This window comes from Methanoculleus sp. (genome assembly GCF_030019085.1).
Taxonomy (GTDB): Archaea; Halobacteriota; Methanomicrobia; order Methanomicrobiales; family Methanoculleaceae; genus Methanoculleus.
The window spans coordinates 1-20,046 of record NZ_JASEFJ010000024.1 but is presented as its reverse complement, the minus strand read 5'-3'; the positions used below and the strand labels follow the sequence as shown (position 1 = coordinate 20,046).

Annotated in this window: 19 protein-coding genes; 4 read left to right on the top strand and 15 right to left on the bottom strand. The window is 54.3% G+C overall.

Features of this window, described 5'->3' with window-relative positions; translation table 11 throughout:
* Window positions 1–913: transposase (locus QMC91_RS08830; protein WP_300237800.1), on the bottom strand; the 913-nt coding region annotated here is incomplete at its 3' end.
* A 149-nt stretch (window positions 914–1,062) separates the two neighbouring features.
* On the opposite strand from QMC91_RS08830, the gene QMC91_RS08825 reads away from it, so the two are divergent.
* Together QMC91_RS08825 and QMC91_RS08820 are read left to right on the top strand one after the other, a co-directional pair.
* Window positions 1,063–1,854, top strand: coding sequence for a hypothetical protein (locus QMC91_RS08825; protein ID WP_300237798.1), 792 nt, complete (start codon window positions 1,063–1,065; stop codon window positions 1,852–1,854).
* A gap of 99 nt (window positions 1,855–1,953) precedes the next feature.
* Window positions 1,954–3,309, top strand: a complete 1,356-nt coding sequence (locus tag QMC91_RS08820; protein WP_300237796.1) for a CapA family protein — start codon at window positions 1,954–1,956, stop codon at window positions 3,307–3,309.
* A gap of 40 nt (window positions 3,310–3,349) precedes the next feature.
* Here QMC91_RS08820 and QMC91_RS08815 read toward each other — a convergent pair whose 3' ends face one another.
* The 12 genes from QMC91_RS08815 to QMC91_RS08760 all read right to left on the bottom strand — a co-directional run bounded on the left by QMC91_RS08815 (window position 3,350) and on the right by QMC91_RS08760 (window position 15,088).
* A complete protein-coding gene (locus QMC91_RS08815; protein ID WP_300237794.1) occupies window positions 3,350–4,093 on the bottom strand; it encodes a glycosyltransferase family 4 protein in 744 nt (247 codons plus the stop codon).
* A gap of 406 nt (window positions 4,094–4,499) precedes the next feature.
* Window positions 4,500–5,180: a glycosyltransferase gene (locus QMC91_RS08810; protein ID WP_300237792.1), complete on the bottom strand. Its 681-nt coding sequence runs from the start codon at window positions 5,178–5,180 to the stop codon at window positions 4,500–4,502.
* A complete protein-coding gene (locus QMC91_RS08805; RefSeq protein ID WP_300237790.1) occupies window positions 5,155–6,303 on the bottom strand; it encodes a glycosyltransferase in 1,149 nt (382 codons plus the stop codon). The genes QMC91_RS08810 and QMC91_RS08805 overlap by 26 nt, the downstream gene beginning before the upstream one ends.
* A gap of 55 nt (window positions 6,304–6,358) precedes the next feature.
* Window positions 6,359–7,357: a DUF362 domain-containing protein gene (locus QMC91_RS08800; protein ID WP_300237788.1), complete on the bottom strand. Its 999-nt coding sequence runs from the start codon at window positions 7,355–7,357 to the stop codon at window positions 6,359–6,361.
* A gap of 99 nt (window positions 7,358–7,456) precedes the next feature.
* Window positions 7,457–8,749 carry a glycosyltransferase family 4 protein gene (locus QMC91_RS08795; RefSeq protein WP_300237787.1) on the bottom strand — a complete coding sequence of 431 codons (1,293 nt, stop codon included), beginning with the start codon at window positions 8,747–8,749 and terminating at the stop codon, window positions 7,457–7,459.
* A 190-nt stretch (window positions 8,750–8,939) separates the two neighbouring features.
* Window positions 8,940–9,125, bottom strand: coding sequence for a hypothetical protein (locus QMC91_RS08790; RefSeq protein WP_300237785.1), 186 nt, complete (start codon window positions 9,123–9,125; stop codon window positions 8,940–8,942).
* A complete protein-coding gene (locus QMC91_RS08785; protein WP_300237784.1) occupies window positions 9,118–10,305 on the bottom strand; it encodes a glycosyltransferase family 4 protein in 1,188 nt (395 codons plus the stop codon). Before QMC91_RS08785 ends, QMC91_RS08790 begins: the two co-directional genes overlap by 8 nt.
* A 4-nt stretch (window positions 10,306–10,309) precedes the next feature.
* Window positions 10,310–11,071: a methyltransferase domain-containing protein gene (locus tag QMC91_RS08780; RefSeq protein WP_300237783.1), complete on the bottom strand. Its 762-nt coding sequence runs from the start codon at window positions 11,069–11,071 to the stop codon at window positions 10,310–10,312.
* 9 nt (window positions 11,072–11,080) lie between these two features.
* On the bottom strand, window positions 11,081–12,076 hold the full coding sequence (locus QMC91_RS08775) for an NAD-dependent epimerase/dehydratase family protein (RefSeq protein WP_300237781.1): 996 nt from the start codon (window positions 12,074–12,076) through the stop codon (window positions 11,081–11,083).
* A gap of 2 nt (window positions 12,077–12,078) precedes the next feature.
* The gene (locus tag QMC91_RS08770; protein ID WP_300237779.1) at window positions 12,079–13,020 is read right to left on the bottom strand and encodes an NAD(P)-dependent oxidoreductase; all 942 of its coding nucleotides are present in this window, start codon (window positions 13,018–13,020) and stop codon (window positions 12,079–12,081) included.
* Between the two features lie 8 nt (window positions 13,021–13,028).
* Window positions 13,029–14,120, bottom strand: coding sequence for a non-hydrolyzing UDP-N-acetylglucosamine 2-epimerase (gene wecB / locus QMC91_RS08765; protein WP_300237777.1), 1,092 nt, complete (start codon window positions 14,118–14,120; stop codon window positions 13,029–13,031).
* Window positions 14,117–15,088, bottom strand: a complete 972-nt coding sequence (locus QMC91_RS08760) for a glycosyltransferase family 2 protein (RefSeq protein WP_300237775.1) — start codon at window positions 15,086–15,088, stop codon at window positions 14,117–14,119. The genes wecB and QMC91_RS08760 overlap by 4 nt, the downstream gene beginning before the upstream one ends.
* A 1,431-nt stretch (window positions 15,089–16,519) precedes the next feature.
* Here QMC91_RS08760 and QMC91_RS08755 point away from each other — a divergent pair.
* Window positions 16,520–17,332, top strand: coding sequence for a sulfite exporter TauE/SafE family protein (locus QMC91_RS08755; protein ID WP_300237773.1), 813 nt, complete (start codon window positions 16,520–16,522; stop codon window positions 17,330–17,332).
* A gap of 208 nt (window positions 17,333–17,540) precedes the next feature.
* Here the strand turns inward: QMC91_RS08755 and QMC91_RS08750 are convergent, their stop codons facing one another.
* Both QMC91_RS08750 and QMC91_RS08745 read right to left on the bottom strand, forming a co-directional pair.
* Window positions 17,541–17,789: a DUF5654 family protein gene (locus tag QMC91_RS08750; RefSeq protein WP_300237772.1), complete on the bottom strand. Its 249-nt coding sequence runs from the start codon at window positions 17,787–17,789 to the stop codon at window positions 17,541–17,543.
* Window positions 17,790–18,572: 783 nt separating this feature from the next.
* A complete protein-coding gene (locus QMC91_RS08745; RefSeq protein WP_300237771.1) occupies window positions 18,573–19,079 on the bottom strand; it encodes a hypothetical protein in 507 nt (168 codons plus the stop codon).
* A 181-nt stretch (window positions 19,080–19,260) separates the two neighbouring features.
* On the opposite strand from QMC91_RS08745, the gene QMC91_RS08740 reads away from it, so the two are divergent.
* Window positions 19,261–19,506 (top strand): hypothetical protein, encoded by a 246-nt coding sequence (locus QMC91_RS08740; protein WP_300237769.1) that lies wholly within the window; start codon window positions 19,261–19,263, stop codon window positions 19,504–19,506.
* Window positions 19,507–20,046 lie beyond the last annotated feature (540 nt).

Here is a 20,046-nt window from a genome sequence, read left to right as displayed (position 1 = left end):
TACAGACCGCATGCTCGCATGCATACCCGAAGTACGGCGACCAGCAGTCATGGACCATGATCCCTTTGAACGCGGGAAGTACACCGATCGCATCCATCGCCGCCGATCCTCTTTTTGGATGATGACCATACAGCGTGAGGAGATCCGTACTGGCTGTATGCAGCCATTCTCGTTTGCCGTTCACCCGGAACCCGGTTTCATCAGCATGCAGAACAGGTGCTCCCTGCAGAAGGTGTTTCACCTCTTCTTCAAAACCGTCAAGGTTTGCTGCACAGTCTGAAACGGACTGCATCAGGGTTGCCTTGACCGGGGAACACCCAAAGAGGTCCGTGAAGATCTCCGCTGAACGTTCATACGGAAGCAACTGGTAGATACAGAAGTAAACCATCAACGCCCGGATATTGCAGCCGTATTGGAGGTAAGCCGGAACCTCCTCGGGGAATGACCCTTCATGTATCCGACCACAGTCTGGGCAGACGACCGTTTCAGCATGATGTTCGGTAACAACTATCCGGAGTGGGGGAATGTCATGGACCTGTCTCTTCTGAACAGATGATGCCGGGACGAGAGCAAGGGATGCACCACATTCTTCACAGACATCTGCGCGGTGTGTCTGGATGATGTCCGGGGTCTCACACCATTCAATCGTCCGGCCTTCATGCCCTTTCTGACCACCAGGACGTTTCCCGGTCTTTTTACGCTCTTTCTGAGGTCGTTTGAAGCCATCGGTGGATGGGGGACGACTGCTGTTTTGACTGTTCATGTTGAGACGTCGTTCGAGTTCAGCGATCCGGGCCTGCTGAAGTGAGCAGAGTTCTTGAAGTTGCTTGACTTCCTCTTCCAGACGCTGGATGATCGTGACGATCGCTTCAGGGTTGTTCTGTATCAGTGCAAGAATATCGTCACGTTCCATGATGACATAACCTGAATATCTATTTATCGCTCATTATATAAAGATCTAACGGTTGTATGGGCGTATTTTCAGAAAAGTGGGGTGTGATGTGATGGGTAAGAGCAAGGGACCGATGGAGGGGGTCCTGACCTGTTACAAATAGTTTTAGAATGACTCCGGGCGATATAGAGAAGTACATTCATACCATAAATATCTATAAGCCGGATTTAATCAGGGGATATGCAGGGTCTCTGTACGAAATCTGTCGCTACGCCGAAAAAAATAATCTGGACATCTATTCTCCCAAAGTAATTGTCAGCGCCGCAGAAACCTTGGATGATGAGATGAGGGACCAGATTGAGAGAGTATTCGGACAAAAGTTGTACGACTTTTATGGCTCAAGAGAGGTCAGCAACCTGGCTGGTGAGTGTGAAGATGGATTGATGCACTCTTTCGCGTTCTGGAACTACCAGGAGCTGTTAGATGGTCATAATCATCCTGTTAAGCAGGGAGAAGAGGGAAAAGTTGTTGTAACAAACCTCTTTAATTATTCAATGCCGTTGATAAGGTATGAGATCGGAGATATGGCCGTACTAGGGCCAGAACACTGCTCGTGTGGGAATGTATTGCCCACGTTTGAAAAGATCACGGGAAGAATCACCGATCACTTCATGCTAAAGAATGGTGCGACAGTCCCAGCAGAATTTTTCATCCACCTCCTGGGTGTTGTTTGCAATACGGGAGAGATAAAACAATTCCAGGTGATCCAGGAGGACTATGATAAAATAAAGATCTTGGCTGTCGTAGGTGCAGGATTAACAGATGAATACAGAAAAGATGTTGAGAGTAAAATAAAGGTCGCAGTTGGTTCAGATTGTGAGATTACATGGGATTTCGTCGACAGTATTCCTAAAACGGCCACAGGAAAGTACCTCTACACAAGATCCCTTGTTCGGAAATAAAGTTAGAATGTTTTAACGAAGCATAGTGCCCACATCCAAACAAAGGAATATAAGAAATATGGCTAAAATAGAAAGAATTCCAATTTTAAGAGGATGGCGATGGCCTTAAACGAGCAGATTTCAAGTTACGCAAGTCCGTCTCCTTATTTACATTCTCTTATGAGACAAGAATGTTCGACCCCTAGCACTACAATGCTTATTTGTGGAGATCTTTTTATAAATACTTCAGAAATCGGTGGGAGTTGGGAGAGAGTGATCAATAAATTTGACGATACCCTTGTGTCTCTAATTAAGAGTGCGGATTTTGCACTAGTTAATTTGGAGGCACCAACTACTTTGTCACCCACTAAGATATTAAAGTCAGGGCCTTCTTTGCGAATGGAACCTAGTGTTTTACCCATCATTAAGCGAATTGGATTTAATGGCTTTACACTTGCAAATAATCATGTCATGGATTTCGGAGAGGAGGGGTTAATTGATACAATCTCTGGGGCCAGAGATCTTGGCTTGTTTACATGTGGAGCAGGCTTGAATATCCATGATGCCATTCAACCGATAGTTATTCAACGGCCAGATGGTTTGAGGATTGCTGTTTTTTCTTTTTGTGAGATGGAATTTGGCGTCTCTGATGAGAGCATTCCAGGTTCAGCGTGGATATCGCATCCATCAGTTCTTCTTGAGGTTAAAAAATACACAAAAACTGTCGATTGTATCATTGTTGTAGCACACGGTGGTTTGGAGTATACACCTCTCCCACCTCCAGAGAGGCAGGTGCAATTGCGTCAATTTATTGATGCGGGTGCAGATGTGGTTGTTGGTCATCATCCGCATGTTCCTCAGGGTTGTGAGAAATATAATGGTGGGTACATCTTTTACAGTACAGGCAATTTTATTTTTGATTCACGTGATGGATTACGCCGCCCGGAAACAGAATGGGGCTATATGGTGCAATTACAGTTTGATTCAAAAGGCATTATAGGCGTTGGACTTTTTTTAACGGACAATGAAGAAGATACTGTTAGACTTATAAAAGATCCATCTCAACTAATGGCCAAAAATGCATATTTAAGTGAATTATCCGGTATTACTCAAGATCAAGACAGATATAAGGAATACTGGCAGGAATTAGCGATTCGACTCTATTATTCTCGGTATGCATACGTACTTGTATTTTGTTTTCTACCGCATCTATTTATTACAGCATATAATTTATTTCGGAGATGTATAGGAAAAGATTTTTGGTATCCCTGCAAAATTAAATGTTTGAAGAGAATTTACGTTAAAAACTTAGCATTTTTGAACATCATTCGAAATGAGTCACACTCATGGACGCTCAAACGCGCTTTGAGTATTATTACTTTGCAGGAAACAGATGTAAGGCGTACTGGCACAAAAAAAGAGGTAGACAGATTACTCTTACAGGGAAAAGAAGGCGGTAACATTGGTAGAGATTAGGCAAGGTGAGCGTATGAAAAACGCTATCAGGAAATGATGTTCATCCAATCTCCTGGAGCACTCTCTTCCAGTTCTCCACCGCCTTCTCAAACGTGAACTCCTCCTCCACGAACCGCCTCCCGGCCTCCGCGATCTCTTCCAGTTCCGGGTGCTCCAGCACCCGTACTACGTTCTCCGCGATGCACTCCGGGGAGTTATTCTCCATAATAAATCCGGTCTTCCCGTCTATTATAACATCCGGTATCGCCCCGACCGGCGTCGCGAGCACAGGCGTCCCGCAGGCCATGGCCTCGAGCATGATGTTCGGGAGTCCCTCGGTGTATGAGGGGAGGACGAGGAGCCGGAGCTGGTTCAGGTAGGGGGGGAGGTCGTCGTGGGGGATCCAGCCCGGGAGGTCAACGCGGGCGGTGAGCCCCTCTTCCTGTAGGGTGGCCGCGATTGAATCCCTCGACGGCCCGTCCCCGCCGATGAGCACGCGGAGGTCCTGGCGGTCGTTGAGGATGGCAGGGAGGGCATTGGCGAAGTGCTGGACGCCTTTCTCCCCGCTCAGCCGGCCGATGTAGCCGATGAGGGGAGGACGGTCGGGCAGAGGGGTGGTGACGGTGAAGGTCTCGAAGTCGAGGAAGTGGCGGTGGGCGATGAGGATCTTGTGGCGGTAGGGTTCGAGGTGCCAGTCGGTGATGAAGTTTGGGGAGTAGAGAATGATTCTATCAGCAAGAATACAGTTAGCTTTTGCGAAAAATACGATAATCGGCGTAAGGGGTTCTTGCTGATGCTTCATCATAGAATCAGTTGATGAAGTTAATAACATAATTACTGATTTTCGCAGGATCTTTGCGAGAATGATGCATGGGAGCAAAGCTTCTCCGCCAATGGGAAAGATCCAGATATCAACATTCTTTGACAGTTTCATCATGCGAAAGGCTATGGCCAACTGGGTCCTGGCGTAATTATAAACTCTGGTGACTGCATTTGAACCAGAAACATGGCATATTAATTCGAAATGAGAGTTCTTTAACTTCTGGGTGACTTTGCTCCCCGCATTCCCTGTTATAATGTAGACCTGGTCTGTGAGGTGGCTGATTATGTTTGCTAGATTAGATAAAGGAATTACATTGGCTTCTCCCAATGGGAAAGTAACTATTCCAATTGTACCCGGTATCTTCATAGTACTTCTTCTTTTCCGCATTTTAAGAATTAACCACTCTATCCCAATTTTTATACAATTGAGAATAAATCATCATTCTTCTAATTTTTATGCTACGTGCAGAAATGATTTGCTTATTCTTCAACAACGAAGCTTCTATGGTATCGACCGTTTCAGGATCAGGAAAGAGATGATATAATTGGAAGTTTTTTTCATCTATGCACTTATTCTTATTATTGAAATTGTTTACAAACGTCAGGGCTCTTTTCTCAATTAAAGATATAATATATCCATTCTCACCGCTGATATCCCTTATCCTCGAAAAGAAACTCATTTTTGTATTCTCTGCAGCATCCCGGACAAGATGATGGACCGTAAGCAGGTGCGGGGCCATTGAGAGCCTCCTCGGTAAGAACCAGTAGGAGAGACCGTTAATGTGTATGATATCGAATTCCTGTTCTTTCTCGGCCCCCTTGATCGCTCCAGGCAGATTCATCCAGAACTGCAGCGCCTTGAACGGAATCGCTTCGCGTACCGGGACGTGCCAGACCTGGAGGTTAACATCAGAGGAATGCTCGACGCCATCTGTATTGTCAATCGCCGGTGTGAACACAACAACCTGATGGCCCAGGCTCGCAAGTTCTTCTGTTACCCGCGCTGCATAGACACCAGCACCTCCGATGATGAACGGCGGATACTCAAACGTGACAAACGCAACCCTCATACATCTCCTCCACCTGTTTCACAACGCTCTCCCACGCCAGGTGTTCCTCAATATACCGCCGCCCTGCTTCGATCATCCTCTCATTAACATCCGGATGCTCCAGCGCAAACCTGATCATCTTACCAAGGCCGGTCACATCCCCGTAGCGAACAAGATAACCACACTCCGCCTCCTTGACGATCTCGCCGCACCCGCAGTCATCGGTCACGATCACAGGGGTGCCGCAGAGCAAAGCCTCGAAGGGGACAAGGCCGAAGATCTCGTAGACCGAGGGGTAGACAAGAACATCAGCATCCTGGTAAGCAGCTGCAAGGGAAGGAACGAATCCAACGAACCGTACTCTACCGGCAAGGCCGAGTTGCTCCACGAGGTCCTCGAGGGCTGATTGAGAGCCGTCGTCCGGGCCAGCGATGACCAGAGCGACGTCACCCCCGGTCCAGGACTGGACAAACGAGTCGAATGCACGTATGAGGAAGTCTACGCCTTTTCTTTTGTGAAGCCGCCCAACATACAGGATGACATGCTTTTCACGGATGTTGTACTGTTTCCTGAACTGCCCAGGGGGTGGGAGGGATGCGGGCGAAATGTCGCTGACACCGTTCGGGATCACGGCGATCTTCTCGTCGGGGATACCGAACTCCCTGAACTGTTCTACTTCGTTCCCGGAAACGGCGACGATTTTTGAGGCGTGTTGAAGAATATCGTTTCCCCAGACAAGATCATAGAGTTGTTTCAAACCCTCTTTCTCAACAATCCGGGGCAATGAGCCATGTGGTTGTACGATATAGGGGACATCAAACTCCTCTGCATATTTGCAGACAATGTTATTCTGGTAAGATCTGAAGTTATGCAGGTGGACAACATCGTAATTTGAGATGTTCGACTTCAGCCATCTTTTCATCCCCGGGGAATAGAGAAACAACCCTAGGTTGGCAACCCGCCTGAACGGTATCACATCGACATTTTCGAGGGATTGGGCGTAGTCCGGGTCGTACTCGTAATCGGTGGTTATTATGGTAACTTCATGCCCACGTTTGGCAAGCCAGTGTGATAATTGATAAGGTACCGTAACAGACCCCCCTAGTGAAGGGTTAAAAAACGGGATGGCCTGTAATATCTTCATCCATGCGACCTCGTCAAATCTGAATCCTCTCTGGAAAAATCCTCAAAGAGCACCCTCACCGGGACACCCTCTCCAGATCAGATACCACTTCCTGCTCGTGGGGGTTCCGCAACAACGCGGCCACTTTATAGATGGGCGGCGAAAGCGGCGAATCCATGACAACCTTTGCCAGGAACTCACTCCTGAAGAGGAGGCCGGAAAGGCGGTCAACAAACGTTTTTTTGACGGTAAAATCCTGCTGATATTGTTTCCAGTCGTCGTTCAGGTTCACCTTGGTAAGATCAGTTGTTCCCAGCCCTTCACGTTCCGCATGGATAATATGGTCGATCTCCCGCGGATCAAATCCCATAAGCCGGCTACCAAGCGCATCGGCGACAACAGGATTATTCGAAGCAAGAAGAAGATCGAGCCTCTTCGCAGTCCCATACATTGGGCCATGGCCATCAAGACCATAGGTTCCGTCGACAACCACCAATCGGGGGTTTATAACCTTGGTTAACAGAGTCAATTTACGACCAAGATCGGTGTGGTGAAGGCACCGCATAGTATCTGGATAGCAGCCCCAGAGGTTTTTCATGCTCAGGGTGATCGTCGTCATTACGTGGACTTTGAGAACCGGTAGAGACACAAAGCAATCGATGTCATCCAGAAGGATGTTTGGAACCTGAACCTTGACCTTCTTGCCCTGTATCATATCCTCCACATATCGGGAAGGAAGGGTAGAGAGGTTGACCTGTTCCGCACCGACGTCGCGGCAGATTTGATCCACACCGTGGCCCTTAAAGGCATCATCAGCCGTATATGAGCGATTCCCGCCATCGGACTCCCCTATGATAACCTGTTCACAACGATCCCTCAAAATACCACAGAGATCTCGAAGAACCTCAGGATTCGTTGTGATACCCTCCTTGTAATAAGGATAGGTAAAATTTGGTTTGATAAAGACGTGGGAATCAGGTCGGACCACATCTGTCCAGCCGACGAATTCGAGACTTTCCCGGAGGTCCTGTTCTAAATCAGAAATCCGGGTGACATAGGCCGAGTAATCTGTCATCTAAATAACTCCTCTTGAACACTTTTATTCACGCTAAACGCTGTATATGCGACACAACTGGGCTCTGTCGCCGGAGAAATGCGGACAATCCAGAGGGAACTACCACCCATGGTGCCCGACCCCCGGCGCATCCTCGCTCCTCGAAGAAATCGGCCTCCTCGCGAGGGCCTCTTCCCCGGCAATGGCGCAAAAGATCTCTTCATACAGGGCGACGTTCTTCTCCAGGTTCATGTACCTCTCCAGGTACCGCCTGCCGTTGCTCCCCATCGCCTCGCGGAGAGAAGCATCTTCCTTGAGGCAGAGGATCGCGGAGCGTATACCCTCAACATCCCCTGGTTTGACAACAATACCGCACCCCGCCTCCCGTATGACGTCGGCGGTCTCGCTCTCCACCGCAACCATGGCGATGATCGGCTGGCTGCAGGCCATGAGGTTGATCGTCTTGCCGGGAAGGCAGGGAGCCTTCATCCTCTCGTCGAGCGAGACAAATGAGGCGTCAGAAGAGTTAACCAGGTTGAAGTACTCGGCACGGGGTAAAAGCGGCAGCAGCCTGACATTGTTGATCTCTTCTACGTATATCCTTACTTCGAGGTGCCGTTTCTCCGCGCCGTCACCTGCGATGCAGAAGATGATGCCGTCATGGTCCTGCAAGGCCTTTGCAGTGTCCAGGATGTTGTCGATACCCTGGTAGGGAGAGAGGATCCCCGCATAGGATATCAGGAATTTATCCTCGATACCTTCCCTCTCTTTGAAGTCCTTCCTCTGAACGAGATCGTTAAACTCAGAGAGGGAGACTGAGTTGAAGATATGAGCAACCTTCTCCGGGTCAGCACCTCGCTGCCGTACATACTCAATACCCCCACCTGAGAGGACAGTGATGTAGTCGGCGTGCTTGTACGCTTCACCCTCGATGTGCTCCAGGATCTTGATCATGACAGGATTTTTCAAGACCCCGACATCGGTAAGTTCCTGGGGATGAAAATCCTGGAAGTTGAGGACTGAGGGGGTTCCGTCATACCGCTTGATCTTCTTTGCAAGGTAGTACAGGGGGAGTGGCGGTATGTAGAGTAAGCAAACATCGTACTTCTTACCGATGTCGTGGTACTTCTTGAAGTAATAATAGGGCAGGTAAAAGTGTTCAAGCCCCCTGACAAAGATGTTATCACGGTTTGCCGGGTGCTTACACCGGTAGATCGTGACGCCCTCAATCTCCTCTTCAAGAGGAAACTCCCTCCCCCGATCTGCTTCATCCAGGTTGAACTCCCGGGGGTACGACGTTATGACATCAACGGCATGCCCTCTCTTTGCAAAAGCCCTGGCGAGATCGAAGTAGATGTGGGCAGCGCTCCCGATCTCCGGTATGAAGTAAGCAACGATTAATAAAATTTTCATATGCAACTCAACCTCGCTCTCGATATGTTGGCATGCAATCACATTTCGTATGAGAATGGCTCCTCAAGATATTTCCATATGGTATGCCTGTGCCCCCCCCACGTCTTGAACACTTTTATCCACGCTAAACGCTGTATATGCGACACAACTGGGCTCTGTCGCCGGAGAAATGCGGACAATCCAGAGGGAACTACAACCCATGGTGCCCAACCCCAGGCGCATCCTCGCTCCTCGAAGGAATCGGCCTCCTCGCGAGGGCCTCATCCCCGGCAAGGGCACAAAAGATCTCTTCGTAGAGGGCGACGTTCTTCTCCAGGTACCGCCTGCCGTTGCTCCCCAGCGAATCACCGGCCAGGACACCTCCCGACTCACCCACCCGGCATCCCCCTGCTCAGCGTCTGCTGGAAGATATCCGTCAACTCATCCCAGCTCAGCGATTTCACGAAATTTCTTGCTCTCTTCCCCTCCGGCCCGATATCTCCGTTCTCGATGACCTCCAGCGCCTTATCGAGGACTTCATCAGACGACGCCGCATAGAGAACACCGTTCGCCTCGCCAAACTCCTTCATGAGACCGGGGAGACTCGTCGCAACGACGGGCTTTCCTGCCGCCATGTACTCATACACCTTTATCGGGACGATGTTCATCATGATATCGTTCTTGTGGGCGGGGAGGATGCAGATATCAGCGGCCATGATGTACTTCGGGACCTCCTGGTAGGGCACCCAGGGCTCCATGATGATCCTCTCCTCCAGACCGCGTTCACGGCGGATCCCCTGCAGGGTATCCCAGAGGTCGCCTTTCCCGAGGATCAGGAGCTTTATCCTGGTGTCCCCTTTCTCTGCGAGAGCGAGGGCAACCTCTCTCAACCCCGAGAACTCGTAGAGCCACCCCATGAAGAAGAGGACGAACTCGTCGTCCCGGATGCCGTAGTTTGCCCGGATCGCCTCCCGGCCATCAGGGTTGAAGGCACCGAGGTCAACACCCGCACGAATGACTTCTGTTCTGGCCGGGTCTGCACCCATCTTTATGGTGTACTCTCTGAGACCCTCGTTGATCGAGATCACCATATCGGCCGCCTCCATGTTCTGAGACTCCACGAGCCTGGCAACCGCCTGAAGAAGCTTTTCCGGGACGAGCCGGTGGAGTTCGTCGATGATGTAGTAGAAGAAGGGGATGTTGTGCTTCCTGGCGAGGCGGATGGCCATGTTGGCGTTCAGGATACCGAACCCCACGATGACATCAGGCTGGAACTCCCTGATCTGTCTCTTGATCTCGTTCCTGTGCGAGATGGCAAGAGACACATAGTCGAGGATGGGGGCACGGATGAAAGGCGGGCGAATGACAGTGACGTTGCCGCCTTCCACGGCCTTGTGGTAGTTCTGGATTACCTGCCTCCGCGAGATGAAACCGTCTCTCTTGTGAGCCTTCCACCGGATCTCATGATCGACGACCCGGATCTCATGACCCCTCACGGAGAGCCTCTCCATGAGGTGATGGCTCTGGTGCGGGCCGACCTCCGTCCAGTCAGACTCCTGAACTACGAGAATTCTCACGAAATCACCCCGAGATAATCGCAACATTGCCAAAAATCCTTGACAAGGTATGACTCCGAGGTAGCATCGTGTTTACAATCCTCGACATCCGTTCGATTATACTTAGCAAGGCGACACTATCACCATAGTACGGTGGAACAAAATAGTATGAAATAGTCAGATTTCTTCTATGATGAGCAAAGATTTTCTCCACTTCTTCGATTTTCAACCGATTAGGTTCACTACCATTCCATTCCACTCTAAACAGTCCGAGTTTATTCAAAAATTTTGTCAAGGAACAGTTCATAATATCGATAAATACTACCTTATCAGCAACCCGAAAGACCTCAGATATGGCGCTGCAATGGTTAGGGAAATGATGTAATGCCATTTTTATAAATCCAATATCAAAGGTATGATCCTTAAAGCACAGCCTCTCGGCATCACAGCGAACTAACTCTAAATTATCTAAACCGTGTTGATATTTCCTTATTAGTGCACTTTTCAGCTGACCTGGGGCGATGTCAACTAGAACTACAGATCCCGCGCCCTTACTCAACAAAAGCTCAGCTTCTTTACCATGTCCCACACCAACATTGACTACACTTTTTCCGACCAGATCGCTATTTATAAGGCAGCTCAGTACGAGAAACTCATCCCATCTATCTGCATAACTCTCTTTTGCTGAGTTTACTTTGTTATCGTGATCAAGGGGACCGCTCCAAGATTCACTTTCAAGTATCTTAGTACCCTCAGCAGAGATATGATTCGACTCCGACTCAGACATCTAACACCCTTAGAACTCCGCACTCTTCTCTATATTCTCCCAGTTCTCCACAAACCACTGGTAGGTCAGTTCAAGCCCCTTCCGGAACTCAGTCTGGGGAGTGTAGCCGAGTATACTGTTTGCCTTGTCGATGCAGGAGAGCAACCGGTTCTTCTTGTCCCAGTCCCGCCGTTCCTTATAGAGAATGCCGGCCTCATTCCCCGTCAGTTCGTTGATCCAGTTCGCGAGGTCGATGATCCGGATCTCCCTCCCGGCGCCGAGGTTGATCGCCTCGCCGACTGCCTCTTCGTGGGTGGCCATCTTGACAAGACCGTTGACCAGGTCCCCGACATAGGTAAAGTCCCTTGTCTCCTCCCCGGTGCCTGTGATCGGCAGGGGGAGACCCTTCATCGACCAGTAGAAGAAGTTCGGGATGACGTTGCGGTACTTGCCCGGGACCTCCCCCGGGCCGTAGGAGTTGAAGAACCGGGCATTGACGATCGGGAGACCGTAGAGGTTGTAGAAGTAGTTGGTGTAGAGCTCACCGAGCATCTTGGTGACCTGGTATGGGGTGTAGAGCTTGATGGAGATGTCATGCTCCTCAAACGGCATCCTGGAGTCGAGACCGTATATACCGCAGCCGGACGAAGCGTAGACGAAACGCTCAACGTCCACGATGTGAGCATACTGGAGAACCTTTAGGATCCCCATCCCGTTGACCATCAGGTCCGTCTCCGGGTTGTCTACCGAGTTCTGGTTGGCAAAGTGGGCAGCGAGGTGGTAGACGATATCGGGCTTCGCCTTGAACGCCCACTTCAGTTTCTCCTCATCCAGGATATCCCCGTGGATGAACTGGACGTTCTCCGCGCGGACGATGTTCCACTCGTAGGAGGAGGAGAGGTTGTCGAGGATGATGACCTTCTCCGCATCAAGGTCAGAGAGTCTCCGCACCAGGTTTCCGCCGATTGCACCGGCGCCGCCGGTGACAAGCACCGTCTTTCCTTCAAAGGATGTCTCTTCTGTCATGCTCAATCCTCCATCCGGTAATACCACTTCATCCACTCAACCGTCCTCCGTATTCCTTCCTCCGGCGGAACCTTGGGGTCGTGACCGAGGTCGCGGACGGCCTTCGTGAAGTCCATGGTCTTGACCTTCGTCGTGAACGGCTCGGCCTCCTCATAGGTGACGAGCGAGTCGTCCCTGCCGACTGCCTTGAGTATAAGATCAGAATACTCTTTTATATCCATTTCCCACTCAGGTCTGCCACCCACGTTGTAGACCTCTCCCGGGATGAAGTTATCCACGATGTTTGCCCAGGTTCTGCAGGAGTCCTCGACGTAATCTATGATCCGCTTGTGGCCCATGTAGACCGTGTAGGGTCTGTTGAAGAGCGCGTGGTAGATGAACTTGGGGATGAACCCGCGGTAGGGGTTGTAGTGCTCATGCGGGCCGTAGCAGTTCACAGGCCTGGTGCGGACGGTCTCGGTTCCAAACATCTTTGCCGAGTTCATGCACATGAGTTCGCCCGCCCACTTGGAGATGGCGTAATCGTTCATCTGGTAGGTATCCTTGATGGGGTTGTTTTCCATCACGTCCTCGGACATGACGCCATGGTAGTCACCATAGACCTCGGCGCTGGAGAAGAAGATCATCCGGAACTTCAGTTTTTCCTGGAGGCGGAGCATGTGCTTGGTCCCGACCACGTTGGTCTCCCAGAGGTTCTCGTAGTAGTCTTCGCCGTTCCAGCGGCCGTACTCCGCGGCGAGGTGGTAGACGTAATCAAATCTGTTGCGCTCAAATACCCGCTCCAGCTGACGGTAACTCCTCGTATCTGCCCGGATGTAGTTCTCCCGGTCGGTATTCATAAGGTCGAGTGCGAGAACCTCGTGGCCCCGACCGCGAAGTTCGTTAACAAGGTTGGTGCCGATAAATCCAGCGCCGCCCGTGACAAGAATTCTTTCTGTCTCCATGTAGTCTTTCACCAGCGTTTGTTCCGCGACGGCAGGCCGTTGCAGATCGTAACAATCGTCCTGCCTGCAGTGCCGTCGCCATAGGGATTCTCCCAGACCCTCGGTCGGGAGAGCATCTCCCGGACGCCTGCCAGGATATCGGTGGCCGCCGTCCCTACGAGGAGGTTTGCCCCTGCCTCGATCGTCTCCGGCCGTTCGGTATTCTTCCGGAGGGTGACACACGGCACGCCCAGGATACAGGTCTCCTCCTGGACGCCGCCGGAGTCGGTCAGGACGAGACGGGCATTGGCCTCAACCTGAAGGAACTCAAGGAACCCCAGGGGCTCAATAGGGGTGATGCCATCAAACTGGATCCCGAACCGCTCGGTCATCTTCCTGGTGCGGGGGTGCATTGGAAAGATGACCGGGAGCTCATACTCCTGGTGGACCGCCTGAAGCCCCGCGATGATGCTCCGGAGGGTTTCGGGGTCATCAACGTTCTCCTGCCGGTGTGAGGTGACCAGGAAGTAGCCCTTCGGCTCAAGCCCCAGGGTATCGAGGATGTTTGCCTTCGACTCTGAGATCTCCCGGTTCTGAAAGACCGCATCGACGATGGTGTTCCCGGTTACCGAGATCTTGTTCTCGTCGATCCCTTCCCTCTCGAGGTATCGCCGGGCGGTCTCCGTGGGGGCAAAGAGGTAGTCCGAGACGTGGTCTGCAATCACCCGGTTGATCTCCTCGGGCATGGTTCGGTCGAAACTCCGGAGACCGGCCTCGACATGCCCGACCCTGATGTGGAGCTTCGCGGCCGCAAGCGCCCCGGCCATGACGGTGTTGGTGTCCCCCTGCACAAGGACGATGTCGGGGGACTCCTTCACGAGAACATCCTCGATGCCGGTCAGGATCCTGGCGGTCTGGCCGGCATGCGTCCCGGAACCGACATCGAGGTTGTACTTAGGCTTGGGCAGGTTCAGGTCCTCGAAGAATGATCGGTCCATCTCGTAGGAGTAGTGCTGCCCGGAGTGGAGGATGAAGTAGTCAGCGTTCCATGCTTCGCATTCCCGGATGATCGGGGACATCTTGATGATCTCGGGTCGGGTTCCGAGGACAATCGCGATCACGGTGCACACTCCTTCGGCGGTTCGGATCCCTTCGTTATCATCACCAGCGAGTTCAGGATCAGCCCCGACGTTATGAGCATCAACCCCAGGATCAGCGCAGCAAATCCTCCCGTGAAGATGATGTAGTGGAACTGCGCGGTGTGGTAGTAGCGGGAGAAGGTGAGGACCTCCGCCCCCAGCCCTAAGAGCGCGATGATAATACCCGGGATCCCGAAGAAGAGCAGCGGCCGGCGGTAGCCGATCAGCCCCACGATCCTGGCAAGCACCCCGAAGCCGTGTGAGACCGGGTTCTTCTTGTGCTTGTGAGGGACGTCATACGAGACCGAGATCGGAACCTCGGTCATCGCGAGACCGAGCGGGGCGAAGTGGGCAATCATCTCGGACTCGATGTTGTAGCCATCCGATAAGAAGGTGAGGTTCTCAAGCGCCCGGCGACCGAGCGCCCTGAAACCGGACTGAGAATCGGTCGTCGAGAAACCGCCGTCGGTCGAGAGGTTCGTAAACCCGTTCAGGACCTTCTGGCCGGCGACGCGATACTTCGGGATATCTGCCTTGGTGTTGAGGAAACGGGACCCGATGACGAGATCGGCCTCGCCAGCGAGCACCGGAGCCGCCACGACCGGAATCTCGTCCGGGTCGTGCTGGCCGTCGCCGTCAAGCGTCACGACAGCCTCATACCCGAGGGCCCGCGCCCGGGCGAACCCGGCCATCAGCGCACTGGCTTTGCCCCCGTTCTCCGGCATGCTGATGACATCGGCACCGGCAAGCCGGGCTATCTCGGCCGTTCGGTCGGTTGAACCATCGTCGACCACGATCACACGGTCGACGTGCTTCTTTGCCTGGAGGACGACGGAACCTATGACAAGCGCCTCGTTGTATGCCGGTATAACCGCGGCGAGCCCTGGCTCACCGGGGGCGGGGACACTCTCCAGGTGGGAGAGTGTCTGGGGTTCTGAGGATCGGATCATTGGGGGCACCTGGGGTTCGATCGCAGCCAGGGTGGCTCTTTCGATGAGATATCTATTGAAGAAAATGTCTAAAAAGGTATCGATCTGCGGGCGGGATAAAGGGGGCGCGAATCGCCAGCGGGAGCGGCCGGTTGCGGGAGGAAAACGGTGGAGGGCAGCGCAGCGTGCTGGAGGGATCTGGATGGGTTCTGGCGGAGATGCAGGCTGCGGCGGAAAAATGTTTTGATATGATCCGGGGGGGTAAAATGCCACGGCAAGAGATAATCCGGGAGATATCGGCGTGGTTTGAGGTGGCTCTGCGGGAGAGAGGTTGTGGGTATTGGTGATTCGCCGGGGCGGGTGGTTGTGGAGGGTGGTGGAGTGATACGGGTGTATTGGGGCAGGTTCCGGTGTGCGCGCCAGGGTGGTGGTCTGTGGTGGGATCTGGGGATGAGCGAACGAGTTTTTGGGAGGCGGAGGGGTCCCGGTGGGTGATGGGAAAGGGTGAGATGTGTGGCGCGGCAGGGGGGGTTGGGGTGATCGCAATCCATGGAAAAGAATGCCTGAGTGACATGCAGGAGACAGGGGCGGGGGATGTTCCATCCCCCTCCCCGTCAGCCCCACCCCCACGGGGGTGATTCTCCATAGATACAGTGCTGGGGAGGGATTTCCCCGGGAATTATGTTGAAGCACTCCACCCGAAGAGTTCACTCACTTGCGCTCCCCTGGCACGGCCTTCCCTGCTATCATCACGCACTGCCCGCCCCCCTTGAGGCGGGAGGAGGCCGCGTCAGCGGCCGGGTGGTGGGGGTGTTTCCACGAAAGGCCGTATTTCCAATGACATGCAGGAGACAGGGGTGGGGGATGTTCCATCCCCCTCCCCGTCAGCCCCTCCCCACGGGGGTGATTTTCCATAGATACGGTGCCACAAAGGGGATTCACTCACCCGGTTTCACTGTGAGAAACGTCCTGGAGATCCTGTTCCTGTCCCCTGGCACGGCCTTCCGGTCTATCACCGATCACTGCCCGCCCCCGGAAAGGGGGCGGGAGGAGGCCGCGAAAGCGGCCGGGTGGTGGGGGTGATTACACAAAAGGCCGTATTCACGGTGACACCCGAGAGACAGGGGCGGGGGATGTTCCATCCCCCTCCCCGTCAGCCCCTCCCCACAGGGGTGATTCTCCATAGATACGGTGCCACGGGGGTGATTCACTCACCCGGTTTCACTGGGAGAAACGTCCTGGAGATCCTGTTCCTGCCCCTGGCACGGCCTTCCCTGCTATCATCACACACTGCCCGCCCCCGGAAAGGGGGCGGGAGGAGGCGCTGGAAGCGCCGGGTGGTGGGGGTGATTCCACGAAAATTGTTCAACCCGACACGTCAAGACAGGGGCAGGGTCCTCCACACGCCCCAAAAGATCCCTTAATACCTTCCTGCTCCAAATCTCATCGTTTATGGCATTCTCCCTCCTTGAGGTCGTCCTCATACTTGCCATCGGCAGCGGTGCCGGGGTGATGGTCGGGATCATGGGGGGCAGCGGCGTGATGGTGGTGGTGCCGATGCTGACGCTCCTGCTATCGTTCCCCGTCCACACCGCTATCGGCACGAGCCTCCTCATCGACGTCATCGCGACGGTTGTGACCGCCACCATATACCACCGCCACCAGAACGTCTACATCCGGCCGGGGCTCTGGATCGCGCTGGGCTCGGTCGCCGGCGCCCTGGCGGGGAGCAGGGTTGCCGATATGATACCGCCGATCGGGATGACCGGCCTCTTCGCGCTGATGCTCATCCCGACCGGGATCTACCTCTGGGTGAAAGGGCTTGGCCGACCCGGGCTCGCCGCCGACGACGACGACCAGGCCGGCTCGCCCCGACTGCCGGTGCAGACAGGGCGCGAGAAACTCACCGCCCTCGGCCTCGGACTCTTCGTCGGGCTGATGTGCGGGCTCTTTGGCGCCGGCGGCGGGGGGATGATCCTGCTGATCCTGATCTTTGTCCTCCACTACCCCGTCCACCTGGCGGTCGGGACATCCTCGTTCATAATGATGATAACCGCCGCGTCTGGAACGGCGGGCTACATCATCCACTCCAACATCGATATCCAGGCGGCGCTGATCGCAAGCGTCCCCACGGTTCTTGCCGCCGGGATCGGGGCGGGGATAGCAAACAGGGTCGGCGAGAGGACGCTTGGCCGGATCATAGGGGTTGTCCTGACGGTGCTCGGGGTTGCGATGATCGCAACCCGGGTCGTGGCCGGGGGGTGATGTCAGGACTCTCCCCGGAGACGATGGCACCCGGTCATGAGGGCACACGACGGCGCACCGGGCGGTGAGAGGATGGATAACGCCCCCGGGTCTACCGGGCGAAGGATCACTGCCCCCGGTTTTATCGCGGGGTTTTTCAAAAAGTGATTGTAGTGGTGGCAAAAAGACCGGGAGATGGGCAATGGTTGTCTCGAAAGGACCTGGGTCTTCAGTGTTGCCCGCTCCCGGCCTCATCCACTTTCTTTGCCGTCGCCGCAGCGCGGCCAATCAGGATGACCGCGATCACAGCGATGATCGTCACAACGATAGCGTAGACAAACATCACAACAAGCGTGCTCTTTTCCCCGAAGATGATATTGAAGAGCTCCTGGATAGCGCCGTTCCAGGCAAGAGCGGCGATCAGGCCGAATGCCGCCGTGACAAGGGCGGCCATCTTGTCGATGATCTCAACCTTCAAAGACGTAACAACTCACCGATGAAACGGTGTACGATTCACCCGATAATCCTTTCTATGGCGCTATGGCACGTTCGGTCTGGTCCGGTCCGCTCGATGACTGTTCCCAATGAAGCCATGCGAGGGAGGGGGCAGGATCTCCAGGATGGTTTCACAGCGACGCTGGAAAAAGGCTATCTCCTGGCAACCCTGCCGATGGGGAGGGGGGAGGAACTTCCCCCGCCCCTGTCTCCTGCATCTCTGGTTGAACGGTATTCGTTGAACGCCCACCCCATGTCTTAACATGCCTGGTTGGGCGGTATTCACTGATCACCCCCACCACCCGGCCGCTCTCGCGGCCTCCTCCCGCCACCCTCAAGGGGGGCGGGCAGTGATCGGCGATAGACCGGATGGCCGTGCTCAGGGACAGCAATGAACCCTCCAGGACGTTTCTCACAGTGAAACCGGGTGAGTGAATCCCTCCCTGACACCGTATCTCTGGAGAATCGCCCTCGTGGGGTGGGGCTGACGGGGAGGGGGATGGAACATCCCCCATCCCCTGTCTCCTGCATGTCACCGTGAATACGGCCTTAATACGGCCTTTTGTGTAATCACCCCCGCCCCTGTCTTCACGTCTTGCCGCGAAGAAATTTTCCAGGGAATCTGGTGCGACTCTCTCGCACCCGGACTGCATCGAAAGGAGTTGCCCCGTTCCGGAGTTTCACACTGTGGCGGGAAGTCTCCGGCAAAAAAATAGAGTTGCACTAAAATAAGAGAAAGCGTGGGTGAAAACCCCTGCTCTCTCTTTCAGTCCAGCATCCCGACAGAGTCGGCCCAGGTCTCGACGTTGCTCCGGATGGCCTCATCCTGGTAGGACGAGATCCTGAGGGTCTTCCGGGTGAAGGTGAGGTAGTAGTCGTCGCCCGAAGGGTCGTGGCAGCGGAGCTGGGCGTAGTAGGTCTCCTTACCCAGGTCGCGAACTGCCTCGCCGCCCATCGCGGCCGCAATGGCCGTGTTGCTCATCACTTCGGCGGCATTGGCCTCGAAGGCCGCGACCGTCGGCGAGTTGAGCGAGACCGTCCCGACACGCTTGCCGTCATCGTCGATGAAGCTCACCTTCGCGGTGTAGTGCTCGCGGGAGAGCACGATCGGTTCGATATACTCGCCGTCGGAGGTGGTATACCCGACACAGCCGAAGGGGTTGTCGTCGATGACCGACTGGACGAGGTTCTTAAACGCCGTTACACTGGCGATCGGGACCGAGAGGTCCCGGACCGCCGTTCTGTTCACAGTGGTCGGCACAAAGTCTGCCATGGATTCTTCTTTCTCCTGCCTGCCAGGGTTCCCGGGAATATGACAGACATATATAAGGTGGGCGGGAGAAGGTATCAGCCTGACTGTATCAAAACCGGCAGATCTTGCTCCGATTCACCAATATAACCGTTACGGTATGGCTTTTCGACTCAGCCGACCCATACTGCCACAGGATGAAACCATGACCCCCGAAAAGACCACCCGGGAACTCGTCTACGAGACGAACCGGGACGTAAAATGGATATGCAGAACGCTCCAGCGGATGGAGGCCCGGGACGAGGAGTTCGAGGCCCGGCTCCGGGCCCTGGAGGGCTGGCAGGCCGAGAGGGTGGGTGAGGAGCGGAGGGTCTCGACGGTCAGCGCCGGGGCCGGCGGAATCGTCGGCGGCGTGGTGGCGGTGCTGATGAAGGTCTTTGGGGGCGGCTGAGGGCTGCCCCGGGAGATGGTGAATACGGCCCGGCGCAAAACCGAAGGGCGGCGATCGAACCGGCAACTCCAGGGGCTGATGGACGCCGCCAGGGGGTTCGTGGTGAAACCCTCCCCGTGCACGGCCTTCCGGGAGGCGGGAGTGATCTGCATCCAGGAAAGAGAGTCTCCGTGTGGCACGAGGGGAGCGTGCAGCCCCACCCAACGGCGGCGATTGGACAATCGATACAGCGCCGGGGGACAACTCTCTGGCATCCGTCCCCGTGCACGGCCTTCCGGTCTATCGTCGATCACTGCCCGCCCTGGAGGGGGGGTGTTTGACTCCCGCGTGAACTACCCCGCGCCTCTCGGGCGGGGTCTTCCCGCTACGCCCCCTTCACCCCCGCAGGATAAAAGCCGCGGTGGATGTCGCAAAAGAAGAGGGGAGAACCCTGATGCCGGAGAGACTTGCTATCTTTGAGACACAGTGTCGGGAGATCCTCGATGCAGGGGAGAAAGAAACGAAAATCTCCGAGACCCCAGGGGGACAGGGAAAGCGCGG

What these genes read in the sequence shown, in the direction of transcription:
- QMC91_RS08795 (WP_300237787.1), bottom strand. Translation starts at nt 8,749, where the DNA reads ATGAAAATTTTATTAATCGTTGCTTACTTCATACCGGAGATCGGGAGC.
- QMC91_RS08805 (WP_300237790.1), bottom strand. Translation starts at nt 6,303, where the DNA reads ATGAAGATATTACAGGCCATCCCGTTTTTTAACCCTTCACTAGGGGGG.
- QMC91_RS08770 (WP_300237779.1), bottom strand. Translation starts at nt 13,020, where the DNA reads ATGGAGACAGAAAGAATTCTTGTCACGGGCGGCGCTGGATTTATCGGC.
- QMC91_RS08780 (WP_300237783.1), bottom strand. Translation starts at nt 11,071, where the DNA reads ATGTCTGAGTCGGAGTCGAATCATATCTCTGCTGAGGGTACTAAGATA.
- QMC91_RS08740 (WP_300237769.1), top strand. Translation starts at nt 19,261, where the DNA reads ATGACCCCCGAAAAGACCACCCGGGAACTCGTCTACGAGACGAACCGG.
- QMC91_RS08775 (WP_300237781.1), bottom strand. Translation starts at nt 12,076, where the DNA reads ATGACAGAAGAGACATCCTTTGAAGGAAAGACGGTGCTTGTCACCGGC.
- QMC91_RS08820 (WP_300237796.1), top strand. Translation starts at nt 1,954, where the DNA reads ATGGCCTTAAACGAGCAGATTTCAAGTTACGCAAGTCCGTCTCCTTAT.
- QMC91_RS08810 (WP_300237792.1), bottom strand. Translation starts at nt 5,180, where the DNA reads ATGAGGGTTGCGTTTGTCACGTTTGAGTATCCGCCGTTCATCATCGGA.
- QMC91_RS08755 (WP_300237773.1), top strand. Translation starts at nt 16,520, where the DNA reads ATGGCATTCTCCCTCCTTGAGGTCGTCCTCATACTTGCCATCGGCAGC.
- QMC91_RS08745 (WP_300237771.1), bottom strand. Translation starts at nt 19,079, where the DNA reads ATGGCAGACTTTGTGCCGACCACTGTGAACAGAACGGCGGTCCGGGAC.
- QMC91_RS08825 (WP_300237798.1), top strand. Translation starts at nt 1,063, where the DNA reads ATGACTCCGGGCGATATAGAGAAGTACATTCATACCATAAATATCTAT.
- QMC91_RS08815 (WP_300237794.1), bottom strand. Translation starts at nt 4,093, where the DNA reads ATGATGAAGCATCAGCAAGAACCCCTTACGCCGATTATCGTATTTTTC.
- QMC91_RS08760 (WP_300237775.1), bottom strand. Translation starts at nt 15,088, where the DNA reads ATGATCCGATCCTCAGAACCCCAGACACTCTCCCACCTGGAGAGTGTC.
- QMC91_RS08800 (WP_300237788.1), bottom strand. Translation starts at nt 7,357, where the DNA reads ATGACAGATTACTCGGCCTATGTCACCCGGATTTCTGATTTAGAACAG.